Raw genomic sequence first — 16,246 nt, 5'->3', positions numbered from 1 at the left:
TCATTGTGGTCTCTCGTCCGTCATTGCGAGGCACGAAGCAATCTAGCCGTTAGATTGCTTCGTGCCTCGCAATGACGGAAATTCACAGGAATTGCACATACTTGTGTAAATCCTTTTCCAGATGCATCACATATTAATAGACAATCCCTATTTAACTCCTTTTTTATTTAAAAACCCAACCAAGTAATATACTGGAATGCCTATTAGTGTAATAATTAAGCCCGGCCAAGTAAATTTCGGCTTAAAAATGATGAGCAATGTGCAAAATGCCAAACCCATTAGTATATACACAATAGGTAAAACTGGATAACCAAATGCCTTATAAGGCCTATCTGCATCAGGGCGCTTTTTACGTAATATAAAAATACCAAAAATGGTCAGCATATAAAACAGCACGACCACGAAGGAAATCATATCTAATAAATCTCCATATTTTCCACTAAGACACCATAAACAAGCAAAAAGGCATTGGATCCATAAACCGAAACCGGGTACCGCATTTTTGTTAAGCGTTCCAGCTTTTTTAAAAAAGAGTCCGTCTTTCGCCATTGAATAATACACTCTAGCCCCCGCCATGATCAAACCGTTGTTACAACCAAAGGTTGATACCATAATCATCAAAGCGATAATAATTGTTCCTGAGGTACCAAAGATGAAATTGGCAGCTGATACAGCTACGCGGTCTTTATCTGCATAGGCAATATCGTGCAAAGATAATACGCCGATATACATCATATTGGTTAACATATATAAAACGGTCACAATGAGTGTTCCCAAGGCCAGACTCAAGCCGATGTTCTTCGCAGGGTTTTTAATTTCGCCCGCAATAAATGTTACATTGTGCCATGAATCACTGCTAAAAATTGAACCAACCATCGCTGCAGCAATGGCACCAAAGGCTGCTAAGGTGGTATACGAACCCAAACTTCCACCGATGGTTAATGGCGCCAATGTCCAGCTATTTTGCCAGTTTTTTTCCCATATACCACTATCTAAAAAGAACAAGCCAAAAACAATTAGGCCGAAAAGACTCAATAATTTGGTTAGCGTGAAAGTAGTTTGAATGGCTTTACCACTATTTACCCCTCTGCTATTGATATAAGTTAAAATGACTATCACACCGATCGCTAACATTTGGGCAGGGGAAATTGTCAAGAACCCTAAATCTACAAACACTAAGTCTTCACTAAATACCGGAATTAAGTAAGCTGTAAATTTCGCAAAAGCGACTCCAACTGCGGCAATGGTAGCCGTCTGAATCACGGTGAAAAAACTCCATCCATATAAAAAACTGACTAACGGATTGTAAGCTTCTTTAAGATAAACATATTGTCCGCCAGCCTTAGGAAACATCGAACTTAATTCGCCATAACTAAGTGCCGCGGTAAGGGTCATGAAGCCTGTAATTAACCAAACCACCAATAGCCACCCCGAACTACCCACGTTTCTAGTAATATCAGCACTTACAATAAATATGCCTGATCCTATCATGCTCCCAGCAACGAGCATAGTAGCATCCATTAACTTAAGCGAAGGCTTGAATTGTATTGTTTCTTTCATGTTGGTGTTGGTTGATGGTTAATGGGTTCCTATTTTCGTTATTGCAAGGCACGAAGCGATCTTATTTAAAGTCATAAAACTTCCACTGCGTGGTAAAATCCCTTGTGAGAGGTTGGTTAATAAACGTGGCTCTAACCATTTCTATTGGAATTTGATTTTCCTTCATAAATGATTCATGAAACTCTTTATAGGACATCTTTCCTTTATCGACCATCTCATTTTTTAGCGACATAATCTGAAGGCCACCCACCAAATAAGCAACTTGGTATAACGGACTATATCCGCCTGCAAAAGATCTTCTGACTTCTCCTTCAGCATTTGCTCTTTCATGCCCCACTCTATCTACTAAAAAATCAACACACTGTTGTGGATTCCATTTACCCATGTGGAAATTTAAAGAAAAAAGTATCCTAGCGCACCTGTGCATTCTCCAAAACAGCATGCCAATTTTCTCTTCAGGAGTTTTAGCAAATCCTTTATCATACAGTAATAACTCCCAGTATAGTGCCCATCCTTCGCCACTAAACGGCGTAGAAAATGTATTTCTATAGCTCTTGTACCGACTGTTCATATAATACTGTAAGTGATGACCGGGGACTAGTTCGTGGTGAACAGTAGCTCTGGAAAAGTATGGGTTATTGCCTCTCATACTCATCAATTTATCCTCCTGCGACATAGATTGAGTTGGATAAGAAATACTAATTTCTCTTCCACCAGTAAAAAATGGGTTAACCAATTGCCTTTGTGCACTCATCATCACCATACCCCAAGTTTCGTTAGCTATAGGTGGAAGATCCATAAGGTTATGAGTTTTAATAAAATCAAGCGCATCATTTTGTAGCTTAACAATAAGCTCTGGCTGCTTTCCGAGTGGAACATAGCTATTTTTTACCTGCTCTTGCGCCTTCTTCCAATCGCTACCAAAACCCAAGTCTTTGGAGGCTTGAAGCAATTCTTTATCACAATAAGCAAACTCCTTTTCGGCTAATTGTATCAGTTGTTCTGGCGTATAGGGCAGCATTTCCGCCGTAATCTGTCTTTGTAGCTCTTCTTTTCCAATTGGTGAACCTACAATTTTGTTGCCTTCCGGCTTTTCCACTTTTACTGCAAAATTAGTAGCGTACTTACTCAAAGATGCGGTTAAATCTTCGGCTGGTTTCGGTACCCACCAAGTAAATTCAGGATCGTAATTCACATAAAAATCGGTAAAGTTCTTGAGTCTGGCCGATAATGCATTGATAGCCCGGCTTGCTGTTGCTATTTCAGTTGCTTGAAGCTCATTATTTTTTTTGAACGCGGTCGACGCAGAATCGACTCTTTTCATGATTTTTGTTAGTTGGGCGGCCACTGTAGCTCCCTGCATATATTTACCGCGCCTACGTTGTTTCTCTAGTTCATAAATTTCATTGGCAAAAGGAATATATCTTTGAATGCTTTGATAAACGCTTGCATCTTCCTTCAATCTTTCCAAATTAGAAGATAGTTGCTTCTTAAGTAATACGTAATCTACTTTACCGTAAATACTAAACTTATCAAACTCCAAATTCTTCAGCTTTGATAAATAATCGCTATTTATTTCTATCAATCTATTTCTTTGTTCTGGCGAAGCGTAATTATTTCCTCGACCGGAAAAACCACCCGAACTTGCAGGACTATAAAAATCTTGAATGGCAATAATATCTCGCTGATAAGATACAATTGTTGTGCCCATTTCACTAGTTTGCTCATAAAGTGCCTTCTGAGCGAAAGCGTTTAAATTCGAAAAAGCTATTAGAAGAAAACAATAGCAAATAGCAGAAATCAATGATGAAATTGGTTTGATCATTTTTAGATAAAGCATAATTTGGAAGATTTGTTGATTATTTAATTACCAAGAATTAACTATAGGCTACCATTTTGACCTTACTCACATTGTTATAAGTGTCCATATATACCCTAGGAGATTTACCAATGATACTTTTGAACACCCTATTAAAGTTAGTTATACTATTAAAACCCGCTTTATAGGCAACTCCAGAAATACAATCTGCCTTCTGGCCAGAAATTAAACTTTTGCACGCATCATTAATTCGAACTTCGTTTAAAAAAGAGATAAAAGTATGTCCTGTATGTTTCTTAAAATAGCGGCAAAACGCCTGTGGAGTCATGTAAGCTGCATTGGCAACATCTTCGAGCGTAATCTGGTTGTTATAATTGCGCATGATGAAATTGAGGATATTACTTAGTCTTCTGCCCTCATTTTCAGATATATCAGAGGAGTAAACTTCAGAACATAAAGCTTCTAAATTTGTATCTATATTCTGAAGTGAGTTGAGGAACTGAATGAAACTAAATAATACATCTGTACCGCTTGAACTATGTACAGCCACAATTTTAGCGGCAATTTCCTTCTCATATTTAGATGGGATTTTAAATCCATGTTTATGATTACTTAAAAAACCATTTACTGCACCCATTTCCGGCAGACTAAATAAAGACTTCAAAATTCCGGTAGGATTAAAATAAAGAGAACAAGCTCTTATCGTTTTCTTTTTATCAGACATGAAATATTCTGGATTGCTTTTAAATAAATGCGGTAGATTGGCACCGATTAAAAATATATCTCCAGCACTAAAAGAATGCATGTTATTTCCTGCCAGCAAGGTTCCTTCTCCTTCTTGAACCCAAGTAATTTGCCACTCGTCATGGCGGTGAAGATATTGATAGAAATGAGGAAGTTCAATTTGCTCTGAAATAACACTCTTATCATCAGGAACCAGCATTGTAAATGGAAGTACTTTCATCTTTATTTCGTTTGGTTAATTTAATTTACAAATATTAACAGTTGCCGAAGAAAAAATCCCCCAAACGGTTAAAATCCTGTTACCATTAGTCAATATACGTTAAAATGACGCTTATTAACTCAACTTCGTAAGTCGCCCACCCATCCCCCGACTTCGCAAGTCGAGCCTGCAAGAAATCAGTTAAAATCCGGCAAAAACCTGCAAAATATGATAGACATACGCTAGAAATAACTTCCTAATTTTATTTCTTTAATAATCAGCTCAATTAAACCATATCATGGACACAATTATTGGTAAAATCCTTTTAATCGGCACATTTTTTTATGCGATCTCAGCAAACGCACAGAGTAGACCAAAAACGTATCAACTTCAATCTCCCGATAAAAAAATAAAAATAGACGTCGCAATTACCGATAAAATCACTTGGGCTGTTAGTCAGGAAAATGAGCCCCTATTACGACCTAGTTTAATTGCGTTGCATTTAAATAATAAAGTTCAACCCGGAGTTAATCCTGTTTTAATCAAGCAGCAAATAAAATCATACAATGACTTAATTGTTGCCACGGTTGCTATAAAAAACAGGGAGATTATTAACCACTTTAATGAATTAAAACTTGATTTTAAAGGAGGTTACAGCATTTACTTTCGCGCCTATAATGATGGAGTTGCCTATCGCTTTGAAACCCATTTAAAGGACCTAAATATTGAGGTTTTGGGAGAAACAGCCGATTTTAACTTTAACGGCAATAACAGGGTATTTTGGCCTCAAGAAGAAAATAAGGAGTTTTTATCCCATTTCGAGAGTTTATATAAAGATTCTGTGATAACTGCCTTTAAGCCCACACAACATGCTGCCTTGCCAATGCTTCTATTTGCTACAAATGGAACAAAATTACTCGTTAGCGAAGCTGACTTATATGATTATCCAAACCTATTTCTTTTTGGTACCAATGGTAACAGTTTGAAGGCGGGGTTTCCGAAAGTGATCGAAGAAAGTTTACCCGTTAGAGATCGTGGAATAAAAATTACGAAACTGGCTAATTATATCGCAACAACTAGCGGACGAAGAAAATATCCTTGGCGTACGATCGCAATTTGCAGAGATGACAAAGAACTTTTAGTTAACAATCTCACTTACAAGCTCTCCACACCTTCTGTTTTAACAGATACGGAATGGATAAAACCAGGAAAAGTTGCTTGGGATTGGTGGAACGACAATAATATTTATGGGGTGAATTTTAAAGCTGGTATTAACACAGAAACTTATAAATACTACATAGATTTCGCATCGGCCTATGGCTTGCCCTATATTATGTTGGATGAAGGCTGGACAAGAACAACAACAGATCTGTTAAACCCATCGAAAAATATCGACATCCAGGGGCTTATTAATTATGGCAAATCAAAAGGCGTTGGTGTTTGGTTGTGGACGTTATGGGAGCCTTTAGACAAAGATATGGACAAAATAATGGCCTTATATGCCAAATGGGGTGCAAAAGGCATAAAGGTAGATTTTATGGCAAGAGCCGAACAATATATGGTTAATTTCTATGAACGCACCGCGGCAACAGCGGCAAAGTATAAGTTAATGGTCGACTTACATGGAGCTTATAAGCCTGTTGGCTTAAACAGAAAATACCCCAATGTACTAACTTACGAGGGCGTTAGAGGGGCAGAAAATAACAAATGGAGCACTGAAATTACCCCAACACACAACTTAACCTTACCCTTTATCAGAATGGCTGCTGGACCGATGGACTACACCCCAGGTGCAATGATCAATGCAACCAAGAAAAACTTCAGTATTGTTTATTCAGCACCTATGAGTATGGGAACTAGGGCTCATCAGGTAGCGATGTATGTAATGTATGAGAGCCCGTTACAAATGCTAGCCGACAACCCTTCAAATTATTTAAAAGATAGTTTATGTACGTCTTTTATTTCGCGTATCCCTACCGTATGGGATCAAACAATTGCGTTAGAAGGCAAGGTTGGTGAGTATGCCGTTATAGCGCGCAAAAACGGAAATAAATGGTATATCTCTGGAATGACTGATTGGAATGCAAGATCATTTAAAACTCCCCTCCCTTTTCTGGACCTTAAAAAGTATAAAATGGAGGTACTAAGTGATGGTGTAAATGCCAGCAGACATGCCGCCGATTATAAGCTTTCGAGTAGTACGGTAACTGCTACAAGTACGGTCGACATTCGTATGGAAAAAGGCGGTGGTTGGTGTGCGATATTAACGCCAGTTGAATAAACCTTCAAAGTAAAATTAAAGGTCATAGTTTTTACGGCTCTTGACTTGAGATTCTTCTTTATGTTCTGAAGAAATAGGCAAATTTACAAAGGGGGTCTGTTTGATAAGATATGGGCTCAAGCCGCGTCATTGCGAGGTACGAAGCAATCTTAAAAACGCAATAGGAGGAAGAGATTGCTTCGTACCTCGCAATGACGCAACTTTGTTATTCAACGCTGTTTACCGTACGTTAATAGTTGCACTTCCAATTAAATGCCACATACCATGCATCAAAAACAAAAAGCCTCGAAGCGTTTTAACTCCCCGAGGCTTATCAACTACTAACTAACTAACTAACTTACAACTTACTTACTAATAATAACTTCTGTATTCTTACCACTTTCTAGGACTATTTTATGAGTACCATGCGTTTTGACGCCTTCATTTTGAATGGTATAATTCGCGATACCAGCAATTTTGGCTGGTTGCGACAAACTGATAAAGGCATTGGGAATATGCTCAGTAGCGGGCATTAATTTTAAATGAATTTCCCCAGACAAGCTATTGTAAGAAACCTCGTCAATCTGCCCCGCAGCCAGGGTAATCCACAACCCTACCGGTGCGATATATACTGCTGACTTAGCCGCCGTTGTTAATTTTAGCGTAACTACATTTTTTCCCGAAGAAACATTTCCACCAAAACCTAAGTATCCAAATTCTTTATGGTTAATTAAATAGGACGAAGTATTAACTGCATAACCAAAAAAGCCAGACCCATAATCTCCCGTTATTCCATCATTTTTTAAGGTTGATGGAAATGCATGGAAAGCTGCCGGTGCGAAACCATCTTCCGTAATATTAGCAATACCGCCCAATAAACCACCATAACCAGTCCGTAACAAATAAAAATCAGCAGGATTTTCTCGGTAGTTCATCAGAACAGGAATAGCATTTAAAGCCGAACCATAATGATGAATCATCCTTTCAATCCGCGAAAGTTTACCTCCATATAAGAAATCCCAATAACGACGCGCATTACCGTTATACGCCCAGTGGGGAACAACCGGCATATAAGCTAATATGGCGTTCAAGGTAACATTCGCCTTGTCATCAAAGTCAAAGTATTTAGACCATACATACACCTCCTCCTGACCGGTAGAGTCCCAAGGCATCTCGCTCCCGAATGGGTATTTTAAAGAGCGCCAATGGTCAGCACGTTTTTTCATAGCAGCCTCTAGCTTTGCGGCCATCTCTGTAAGGCCTTCATTCTGTAAATCCTTTAGTATTAAGTAAAAAACAGTTCCCTCCATTTGTCCGAACTGCGCATAATATCGTGCGTACTTCACCATCGCCAATCCTGTTTCAGCGGCATTTATTAAATGTTCTTTCCACTGCTGTTCCTCCACTAATCCTTTATAATTACGGGCTAGTCTATATAAAGTCCAATGTGCAGCAGCAACGTGGGGGTAATTGTAAGACCTACCGATATTGTTAGCCTCTTTAAGCGGCCAAGCAGACCAGGTCTTAAAATTAATATCCTTATTATAAGTATCTTTAGGCAGTGAATCTGGTGCATAATAGAACAAACTTTTCTTCACCCCATATTTTTTATCGCCTTCACTAAGCTGTATTCTTCCATACATCACGCTATCAACAAAAGTCTGCAATTTTGTCACCTCAGATTTAACTGGGTTAACCAATTGTTTCATAATTGCCCCCAGCCAACTTCCAGCACCGCCTTCATCACTTAAACCTGCAATCCAAGCTCTGTTGTCTTGCAAAACCTGTTGTTGTTTTTCATAATCATAGGTGATTGAAGATGGACTACGTTTAAAAATTGGATCTGGCTGATCAAACCATTGTTTGGTAGTTAAGAAATTACCATAGGCTGCAATCACTTCGCTCTCTGGCTTAATTACTTTATAATTAATAGTTTGCACTAATCCATCTTCGTAGGTGATTGTTAACCTCGCACGACCCCAAGTATTACCTTTTACGAGGTAAGTATGCCAAGCGTTCTTAGTAACGATTGATGGCATTACGGTCAAAGCATTCGTTGGAACTATTTCCATCGACTTTACCTTTTTACCGTATTTGATAAATAATTTTGCATTTACATCTTGAGGCAAAACATAGCCAGGAACCGACATTACAACCGGCTTGTTATTGGCAATCAACGTATTTTCTATATCCTTTACGGTGCCCGATAATAAAAATTTAAGTCCATAACTACGTGTTTGACCTGGCTTTAAAATGGCCGAAGTTGGTTTATTCCATTGTTCAGCATTTTTCCATTCATTTTCAGCATACGCTTTACTATGCACCATCCACTCATAAAAACCCTCGAAAACAATTCCACGAGGTGTTGGGTCATCCAATAAAGGATTGTAAGCTTCGAACGGTGTTTTTCCATATGGTGTCACCACTAGCGTAGGCTGTTGTCCGCTTAAACGGGCCACTTGTAAATAACCTGCATCATTACCGATATAAGGGTCGTAAAATACATTATCCGAATGAGATTTGTCTAACGTTTTACCTTCTAGAATATTATTAAAAATCATGGGAATTCCCAAAGCACCGATCTCGACAGGTCCCGTGCTTTTATTACTTAACTCAAAGCGCAATATCAGTTGCCCCTGCTGCAACTCCCAAAATCTCTTAACAGTGAGAGGGATATCACTTGGCAAGGTAGCAGCGAGGTCTGCTGCGGCAATTATGTTTCCGCTAACTTTTAAGGCTTTTACAGGTGCGCGATTAGCAGCTGTATGGTATTTCTTCCATTCCTGTTCATCTCCAGTTCTTAAGCTAAGATTAATATCGCCCAAATGGTAAAGTCCATTGGCGCTCCGTACCTTTAAGCTATCGCTTGGTGTAAAATCAAAATCTTTAACCAGCTTAGGAAGCAATCCTGCTACAGTTTGAGACGCGTTAACTAACTTAAGATTAAATGGACCTGCATTTAGGGTGGAAAATCCTTGATCTAAACCCAAAGTTGTTGGTCTTTTTGCTAATGCTTTCCAAGGGGATTGCGCAACCGATACCTGAGGCACCTGCATTAATGCGAACATTAAAACAAATAGACATACTTTACTTAATAATGCTGGTAGTGTATTCTGGGACATGCTTAAAATTAGTTTGTGTTAAATTACTTACAAAAACTAAAATATGCTTTTTAAGCTAGCTATTTTTCATCTAGCTTAAAAAGCGCAAAATCCGTAAAGAAGTAGTGTAATTATAATAAGTTTGGTCTAGTTGAATCTAGACGGAGAGAAAATTCCAAGAGCGACAGTTGGTTTCTCTCCTGCTATGAGTTCACTTACTAATGATCCCGTTGCAGGACCTAAGCCAAGGCCCATCATCCCATGTCCGGTGGCTACAATCAAGTTTTTTACTTTATGGCTATAGCCTATATAAGGCAGTCCATCAGGTGATGAAGGCCTGAAACCATACCATATTTTATCCATACTAGGCACCTCTGGCTTTAAATCAGGAAAATATTTTGGCACAGATTCAACAATACCCAGCACTCGTTGTTTATTGATCTTTTGATTGATCTGACCTAATTCCATGGTTCCTCCATATCTAATACTTCCATTCATTGGGGTAATAGCTACTCGTGCCTCACATAAAAGCGCCGGGATTTGCATTCTTTGCTCCGGCTCCGGCTCCATAAAAGAATAACCTTTACCTGGCATAATAGGAATGTTCATGTCAACCATTTTTGCAATTTCGGCCGACCATGAGCCAGAAGCCAATACAAAATGATCTGCTTTCCAAGCCATATTGCCGGCAAACACGGAATTAATTGCTTTTTCTGCAACCTCAATTCTGGTTACTTCATGGTTAGGCATTATTTTCACTCCATTTAGTTGAAGATAATTCAATAAGGCATCCATCAATTTTTTGGGATATAAATGAGAATCGCAACGATAGTGAACCGCTCCCAATACATCTAGTTTTAATCCTGGTTGTAAAGCGGCACATTCCGCAGCACTCAGCGCTGCCATATCTAAGCCTAGTTCTAAAGCCTTTTTCACTAAATGACCTTCTTCTTCCGCGGCCTTCTCTGTTTTATAGAATGCTAATATGCCTTTATCTTGAAGTTCGAAATCTGCTTTAAGTTCATCAGCCAGACTGTGATAAAGGCTTTTACTTAAAAGCGATAAATCGCGTAGCGGAATTCCAGCTCGTTCTACATGTTTTGCATTCGCATTTTTTAAGAACTTTAACCCCCAGCCAATCAACTTTCCATTTAAAGATGGTTTTACGTAAAAAGGACTTTTACTATTAAACATCCAGCGAATACCCTGCTGTACCATCCCTGGCGAAGCAAGAGGCACAAAATGGCTAGGCACAATCATCCCAGCGTTACCATAAGAACAGTTGTCTTTCAAATCGCCCTTGTCTAAAATGGTTACACTATATCCTTTTTTATGGAGATAATATGCAGAACTTAATCCGACAATACCACCTCCTATTATAATTACTTCTGCCATTATTATAAGAATTATATTACCTGAAACCCGTGGGCATAAGGATCATCATCGTCAATTTTTATCGTGTTATAACCGAACACTCTTGCCCAGCCTTCCACACTAGGAATAATCGCATCAATATCGTTTACTTTCACCACGTCCTCTACCTTACCGATAAACTTGCTACCAATAATACTTTCGTGAATAAATGTTTCACCAGCTTTAAGCTTTCCTTTGGCATGCCATTGCGCCATACGAGCAGAAGTACCTGTTCCACAAGGCGAACGATCTATGGCCTTATCGCCATAAAAAACAGCATTTCGCGCAGTAGAAGTCGAATCTAAGGGAGCTCCTGCCCATAACACATGACTACAACCGTTAATCGTCTCATCTTGTGGATGTACAAAAGTGTACTTTTCATTTATATTCTTGCGAATAACCTGACTCCAGGTAATTAATTGAGAAGCGCTATACTTCTCTAAGCCTGGAAAATTTTCTTGAGGGTCTACGATGGCATAGAAGTTTCCACCATAGGCGACGTCAAAAGTTAAGGTTCCTAAATCCGGACACTCAACTGTTAAGTCTGATGCAGCTAAATAAGCGGGCACATTGCGTAGTTTTACCGAAGTAACCTTTTCTCCTTCTTGTTTGTATTCAATTAACACTAGTCCGGCAGGTGCCTCCATTCTTACTACTCCCGGTACCTTAGGCTTTAGCAAACCCTCTTCTATGGCGATAGTTATTGTACCAATCGTTCCATGTCCACACATGGGCAAACAGCCACTTGTTTCTATAAATAATACTGCTACATCATTTGCAGGATCGTGAGGGGGATATAAAATACTTCCAGACATCATATCATGTCCCCTTGGTTCGAACATTAATCCGGTTCTAATCCAATCATATTCCTTTAGGAAATGTTGACGTTTTTGGCTCATGTTAGCTCCATGTAATAGTGGTCCCCCGCCTGCTACCAACCTTACGGGATTTCCACAGGTATGTGCATCGACACAGAAAAAAGTTTTACTTGCCATTAATCTTTTGTATAAGTTTGATCAATTAATCTAAATATGCCTAAGGGGTTACCTTGTTTAAGTTCATCGGGCAATAGTGAATCATCCCAGTCCTGGAAAGCAATTGGTCTCACAAATCGATAAATAGCGGTCGACCCTACCGAAGTAAACCTACTATCGGAAGTTGCTGGAAACGGACCACCGTGTTGCATTGCCGCACAAACCTCTACGCCTGTAGGTACTCCGTTTAAAATTAATCTGCCAGTCTTTTCAGAGAGTTTGCTTACTAATGCCGGATAATTAGCTATTTCTTGATTTTCAGACATTACTGTTACGGTAAGCTGACCTCCTATGGTTTGAATTATATCTTGTAATTGCGAGCTATTTTCGGCAACAACTAATAGTGAATATGGTCCAAAGATCTCTTCATGAAGTTTTGGATTAGCTAAAAAATCTGCACCACTTACTACTGCAACTTTTGCGACCGACTGATTTTGCAAATCTCCGTTAATAGCGTTTGCTTGTGCCAACCATTTGATCCCTTTCACCTGGCTCACTTCTTCAGATAATGTGTTATAGTTCTGGTAAATTCCGCTTGTTAACATAGTTGCGGATGGAATGGCGCTGATTGCATTCGCTAATGTTTCCTTAAACTTATCGAGTTCGGGCGATTCTATCGCTAATAGTAACCCTGGATTGGTACAAAACTGACCCGCTCCCAAAGTAATTGATGCTGCATATTTATGGGCAAGTTCTTCTGCTTTTGTTGCGATAGCTTGTGGTAAAAATATGATGGGATTGATACTGCCCATTTCTGCAAATACGGGAATCGGCTTCTCGCGTTCTTGAGCCATTTTCATCAAAGCCATCCCTCCTCTAAACGACCCTGTAAATGCCACAGCTTGGGTAAATGGATGTTTTACCAATTGCTCACCGATTGTATATCCATCGTCATAAAGCATCGAGAAAACTCCTTTTGGCATCCCGCATTTTGCTACTGCTTGTACAATCGCACCTGCAACTAAAGCACTGGTACCTAGATGCGCCGGGTGTGCTTTTACAATCACCGGACAGCCGGAAGCCAAGGCCGAAGCGGTATCTCCTCCTGCCACAGAAAATGCCAATGGAAAATTGCTTGCTCCAAAAACAACTACCGGACCAATGGGAATTAGCATACGCCTGATGTCGGGTCGTGGTAAGGGTTGCCTCTCTGGTAAAGCATGATCTATTATTGCATTTACCCAAGAACCCTCTTCAACCAGTTTGGCGAATAGATTTAGTTGTCCAACTGTGCGCCCAACTTCACCTTGCAGTCTGCCAACAGGCAAACCGCTTTCGCTCACTGCTCTATTTACCAAGGTCTCTCCCAATGCCGTAATCTCCTCAGCAATTGTTCTCAAGAATTTAGCTTTTGACGCTTTGTCAACGTTCTTATAGGCTGTAAAAGCGCTTTCTGCTAACATGAGTGCTTCTTCAACTTGTGCAGTATTAGCAACCCTAAAATTACCTTCCAGCATTAATCCCGTTGAAGGATTAATAGCAGAAAAAGATTTACCCTCACTTGTGGCATAGGTAGCACCAATAATATTATTTTCGTTCATTGATCTAGTTCCTTAGTTGAAACAATCGACAATTATGCACGACTTAGTTTCTATTTTATTGTTCATATTGTTATTGCGAGGCACTTATCGTCATTGCGAGGTACGAAGCAATCTCCTGCTTTAAGATTGCTTCGTACCTCGCAATGACGGGCTTTTTATTATTTACCCCAACTTCCAGCAGGTAACTGTGGTCTGTTCGCTAAAGCATCGTTAATAGTTTTTAGTACACGTTCTCTTTCTTCTCCCTTAAGTGGCAAGCGCGGAGCTCTAACAGTTTCTGTTCCGATTCCTGTTGCTACCTCGGCAAGTTTAATATACTGTACTAATTTTGGATGGATGTCTAATTCCAATACAGGTAAAAACCAACGATAGATGGCTAATGCTTCTTGAATACGATTTTCTTTCACTAATCTATAAATTGCAACGGTTTCTTTAGGAAATGCATCTACAAGACCGGCAACCCAACCATGTGCACCCATTACCAAACTTTCCATGGCTAACGGATCTACACCGGTAAAAATCTTGAATCTTTCGCCAAAGCGATTAAATAATCTCGTAACATTCGATATATCTCTTGTCGACTCTTTTATGGCTTGAATATTAGCGTGTTTTGACAAAACTTCAAACATATCCAATGTTACTTCAATCTTGTAATCAACAGGGTTATTGTAGATCATAATTGGTAACGGAGTACTCTCAGCAACTGCTTCAAAAAAAGCGATTGTTTCGTCGAAGTCAGAATAATAACGCATTGGTGGCAATAACATTAATCCATTTGCCCCTAATTCTTCGGCTTTCTTTGCGGCTTCAACAGCTTTTTTAGTCGTTGGCTCAGCGATGTTTAATAATACTGGCACTCTACCGTTAACTGTTTTTAAGGTATGCGATAGCAAGGTAAACTTCTCCTCATCACTTAATACGCTGGCTTCACCAAGTGAGCCACCTAAAATAATGCCTTCAGCTCCAGCTTCTAGCTGCGCTTCAACGTTGATATCGAAAGTAACTAAATCAAGCTCATCATTAGCGGTAAATTTTGTGGTAACCGCAGGGAAAACCCCCGTCCATTTAATACTCATCTCTTCTTGTAATTATACGTGATTAATTGTGTTTTTTGTGTTTAGCAAAAGTAAAAGTTAAGTATAGGCGTGACTAAGCTAATATTAACCAATTTCTCTTATAAATATGCAATATTTATCTCCCATTATTATTTATGTTCAATTAGTTTGTTACTGAACTGTCTAAATTTGTACCAGTTAGCTTCACCTGATAAGGCCATTGCTCATTGTTCTCATCCTTACCAGAAACTTGCCAGTGTTCTTTTGGAGCGCCACTTACCACAAGCCATAAAAATGCTGTTTTATTGGGTACTTTAAAAGTAACCGTACCATTTGGATCGTGATAAGTTTCACTATAGGTTCGTTTACCATTCTCCTTTACGGCTACAAAACCATATCTCCAGCCAGCTTTGTCGATTTTTACAGCCCTAAAGCCCTCAGCACCCGCTATCCCCTTAAAATTTAGGGTAATAGTGGTACCGCCTGCGGGTACTTGTAGTTTAATACCGTTATAACCATAATTTTGCGGGCAGATAGCTGGGTCGATCTGGTACCATCCGTCCTTAATAGCGTTCAATTGGCTAACATGTTGATTTGCATATTTGCTGGCAAACTTTTCTATCCTTTTCATATCCCAAGTTATGAACCTGCGATTTGCATCAAAAATTTCGTCGTTAAATTGCTCCTGACTAATATTCGTAATCCTTTTGTAGACCATTACAGGGTCTTCTCCTTTTTTTACATCGCGCAGTAGCTTACCAAAAAATTCTATGCCGTGTTTATTAGACCAGTATTCAATTACATAAGGCGTATGGTACATGTTAATTGGATGTAGAAATGCATAATGCGTTTTCGTCATAAAGTTTACCAGATGATAGTTCTCAAAAGTCATCCATTCAGGATACACCTGCCATAGCATATATTGGGCCGACATTTCCATAATCGCCCCTCTTAAACCTGTTCCATTATCGGCACTGGCTAAATATTGGAATGAGTGACCTAATTCATGTGCTAACGCGCCATAAGGCATTTTATTCATCCGCACCGCCGGAGTCCACAAGATACCGAATTTATTTTCTGCACCTCCACCAAATGCGGTTTGTTCAGTTCCGCCAATCACGTAAAATAAGATTTTATACTTATCGGTTAACGATTTTCCTTTCTGCACCAACTTAAGGTTGTTCACATAGTAATCATAAAACCTTTCACATTCTTTAATAGCGATATTGGGATCAAAGCGTTTGTTTGCATTCGCATTTTGTGTTGGATCATTACCAAACTCCTTAGCCCAAAAAATAACAATATTTGCTGATTCTACTTTACGCTGATGGCTATATTCGCTGTCGTTGTTTGTATAATCATTGTTATCGGGCACACGCCAAACCTTTGCTGGAAGGTAAACTTCTTTTTCTGCTTTCCTTTTAATCGGGTCTTCATGATTGCTCACCATAAGCGAAACAAACATCAGTAAAAATGAGTTGACTAGCATAACATTAAGGTTTCTTTAAAATTAATTTTTA

General features: G+C 39.2%; 10 protein-coding genes. 1 reads left to right on the top strand and 9 read right to left on the bottom strand.

Annotation, left to right across the window (positions count from 1 at the left end; translation table 11 throughout):
• Positions 1-147 precede the first annotated feature (147 nt).
• From BM207_RS05050 to BM207_RS05040, 3 genes are all read right to left on the bottom strand, one after another.
• Positions 148-1,560: an APC family permease gene (locus tag BM207_RS05050; protein WP_090992465.1), complete on the bottom strand. Its 1,413-nt coding sequence runs from the start codon at positions 1,558-1,560 to the stop codon at positions 148-150.
• A gap of 61 nt (positions 1,561-1,621) precedes the next feature.
• Complete coding sequence (locus BM207_RS05045) at positions 1,622-3,271, bottom strand: DUF885 family protein (protein ID WP_245768028.1); 1,650 nt, start codon at positions 3,269-3,271, stop codon at positions 1,622-1,624.
• A gap of 166 nt (positions 3,272-3,437) precedes the next feature.
• Complete coding sequence (locus BM207_RS05040; RefSeq protein ID WP_090992463.1) at positions 3,438-4,343, bottom strand: AraC family transcriptional regulator; 906 nt, start codon at positions 4,341-4,343, stop codon at positions 3,438-3,440.
• Positions 4,344-4,620: 277 nt separating this feature from the next.
• Between BM207_RS05040 and BM207_RS05035 the strand changes: the two genes are divergently transcribed.
• On the top strand, positions 4,621-6,603 hold the full coding sequence (locus BM207_RS05035) for a glycoside hydrolase family 97 protein (protein ID WP_090992462.1): 1,983 nt from the start codon (positions 4,621-4,623) through the stop codon (positions 6,601-6,603).
• Positions 6,604-6,947: 344 nt separating this feature from the next.
• On the opposite strand, the gene BM207_RS05030 is transcribed toward BM207_RS05035, so the two are convergent.
• The 6 genes from BM207_RS05030 to BM207_RS05005 form a co-directional block, all read right to left on the bottom strand.
• Positions 6,948-9,704, bottom strand: coding sequence for a DUF5695 domain-containing protein (locus tag BM207_RS05030; protein ID WP_143095919.1), 2,757 nt, complete (start codon positions 9,702-9,704; stop codon positions 6,948-6,950).
• A 126-nt stretch (positions 9,705-9,830) separates the two neighbouring features.
• Complete coding sequence (locus tag BM207_RS05025) at positions 9,831-11,078, bottom strand: NAD(P)/FAD-dependent oxidoreductase (protein WP_090992460.1); 1,248 nt, start codon at positions 11,076-11,078, stop codon at positions 9,831-9,833.
• 11 nt (positions 11,079-11,089) lie between these two features.
• Positions 11,090-12,091, bottom strand: coding sequence for a 4-hydroxyproline epimerase (locus BM207_RS05020; protein ID WP_090992459.1), 1,002 nt, complete (start codon positions 12,089-12,091; stop codon positions 11,090-11,092).
• Positions 12,091-13,671, bottom strand: a complete 1,581-nt coding sequence (locus tag BM207_RS05015; RefSeq protein WP_090992458.1) for an aldehyde dehydrogenase (NADP(+)) — start codon at positions 13,669-13,671, stop codon at positions 12,091-12,093. The genes BM207_RS05020 and BM207_RS05015 overlap by 1 nt, the downstream gene beginning before the upstream one ends.
• A 158-nt stretch (positions 13,672-13,829) precedes the next feature.
• Positions 13,830-14,747: a dihydrodipicolinate synthase family protein gene (locus BM207_RS05010; protein WP_090992457.1), complete on the bottom strand. Its 918-nt coding sequence runs from the start codon at positions 14,745-14,747 to the stop codon at positions 13,830-13,832.
• Positions 14,748-14,889: 142 nt separating this feature from the next.
• A complete protein-coding gene (locus BM207_RS05005; RefSeq protein WP_143095918.1) occupies positions 14,890-16,215 on the bottom strand; it encodes a DUF6055 domain-containing protein in 1,326 nt (441 codons plus the stop codon).
• Between the last annotated feature and the right edge of the window lie 31 nt (positions 16,216-16,246).

The sequence above is a fragment of the Pedobacter insulae genome, assembly GCF_900113525.1.
GTDB classification, from domain to species: Bacteria; Bacteroidota; Bacteroidia; order Sphingobacteriales; family Sphingobacteriaceae; genus Pedobacter; species Pedobacter insulae.
Note: the sequence above shows the minus strand (reverse complement) of the source record. Positions and strands in the feature narration are given on the sequence as shown.

Excerpts from the sequence above, each read along its gene's own strand:
- BM207_RS05050 (WP_090992465.1), bottom strand. The coding sequence starts at position 1,560 with ATGAAAGAAACAATACAATTCAAGCCTTCGCTTAAGTTAATGGATGCT.
- BM207_RS05045 (WP_245768028.1), bottom strand. The coding sequence starts at position 3,271 with ATGGGCACAACAATTGTATCTTATCAGCGAGATATTATTGCCATTCAA.
- BM207_RS05040 (WP_090992463.1), bottom strand. The coding sequence starts at position 4,343 with ATGAAAGTACTTCCATTTACAATGCTGGTTCCTGATGATAAGAGTGTT.
- BM207_RS05035 (WP_090992462.1), top strand. The coding sequence starts at position 4,621 with ATGGACACAATTATTGGTAAAATCCTTTTAATCGGCACATTTTTTTAT.
- BM207_RS05030 (WP_143095919.1), bottom strand. The coding sequence starts at position 9,704 with ATGTCCCAGAATACACTACCAGCATTATTAAGTAAAGTATGTCTATTT.
- BM207_RS05025 (WP_090992460.1), bottom strand. The coding sequence starts at position 11,078 with ATGGCAGAAGTAATTATAATAGGAGGTGGTATTGTCGGATTAAGTTCT.
- BM207_RS05020 (WP_090992459.1), bottom strand. The coding sequence starts at position 12,091 with ATGGCAAGTAAAACTTTTTTCTGTGTCGATGCACATACCTGTGGAAAT.
- BM207_RS05015 (WP_090992458.1), bottom strand. The coding sequence starts at position 13,671 with ATGAACGAAAATAATATTATTGGTGCTACCTATGCCACAAGTGAGGGT.
- BM207_RS05010 (WP_090992457.1), bottom strand. The coding sequence starts at position 14,747 with ATGAGTATTAAATGGACGGGGGTTTTCCCTGCGGTTACCACAAAATTT.
- BM207_RS05005 (WP_143095918.1), bottom strand. The coding sequence starts at position 16,215 with ATGCTAGTCAACTCATTTTTACTGATGTTTGTTTCGCTTATGGTGAGC.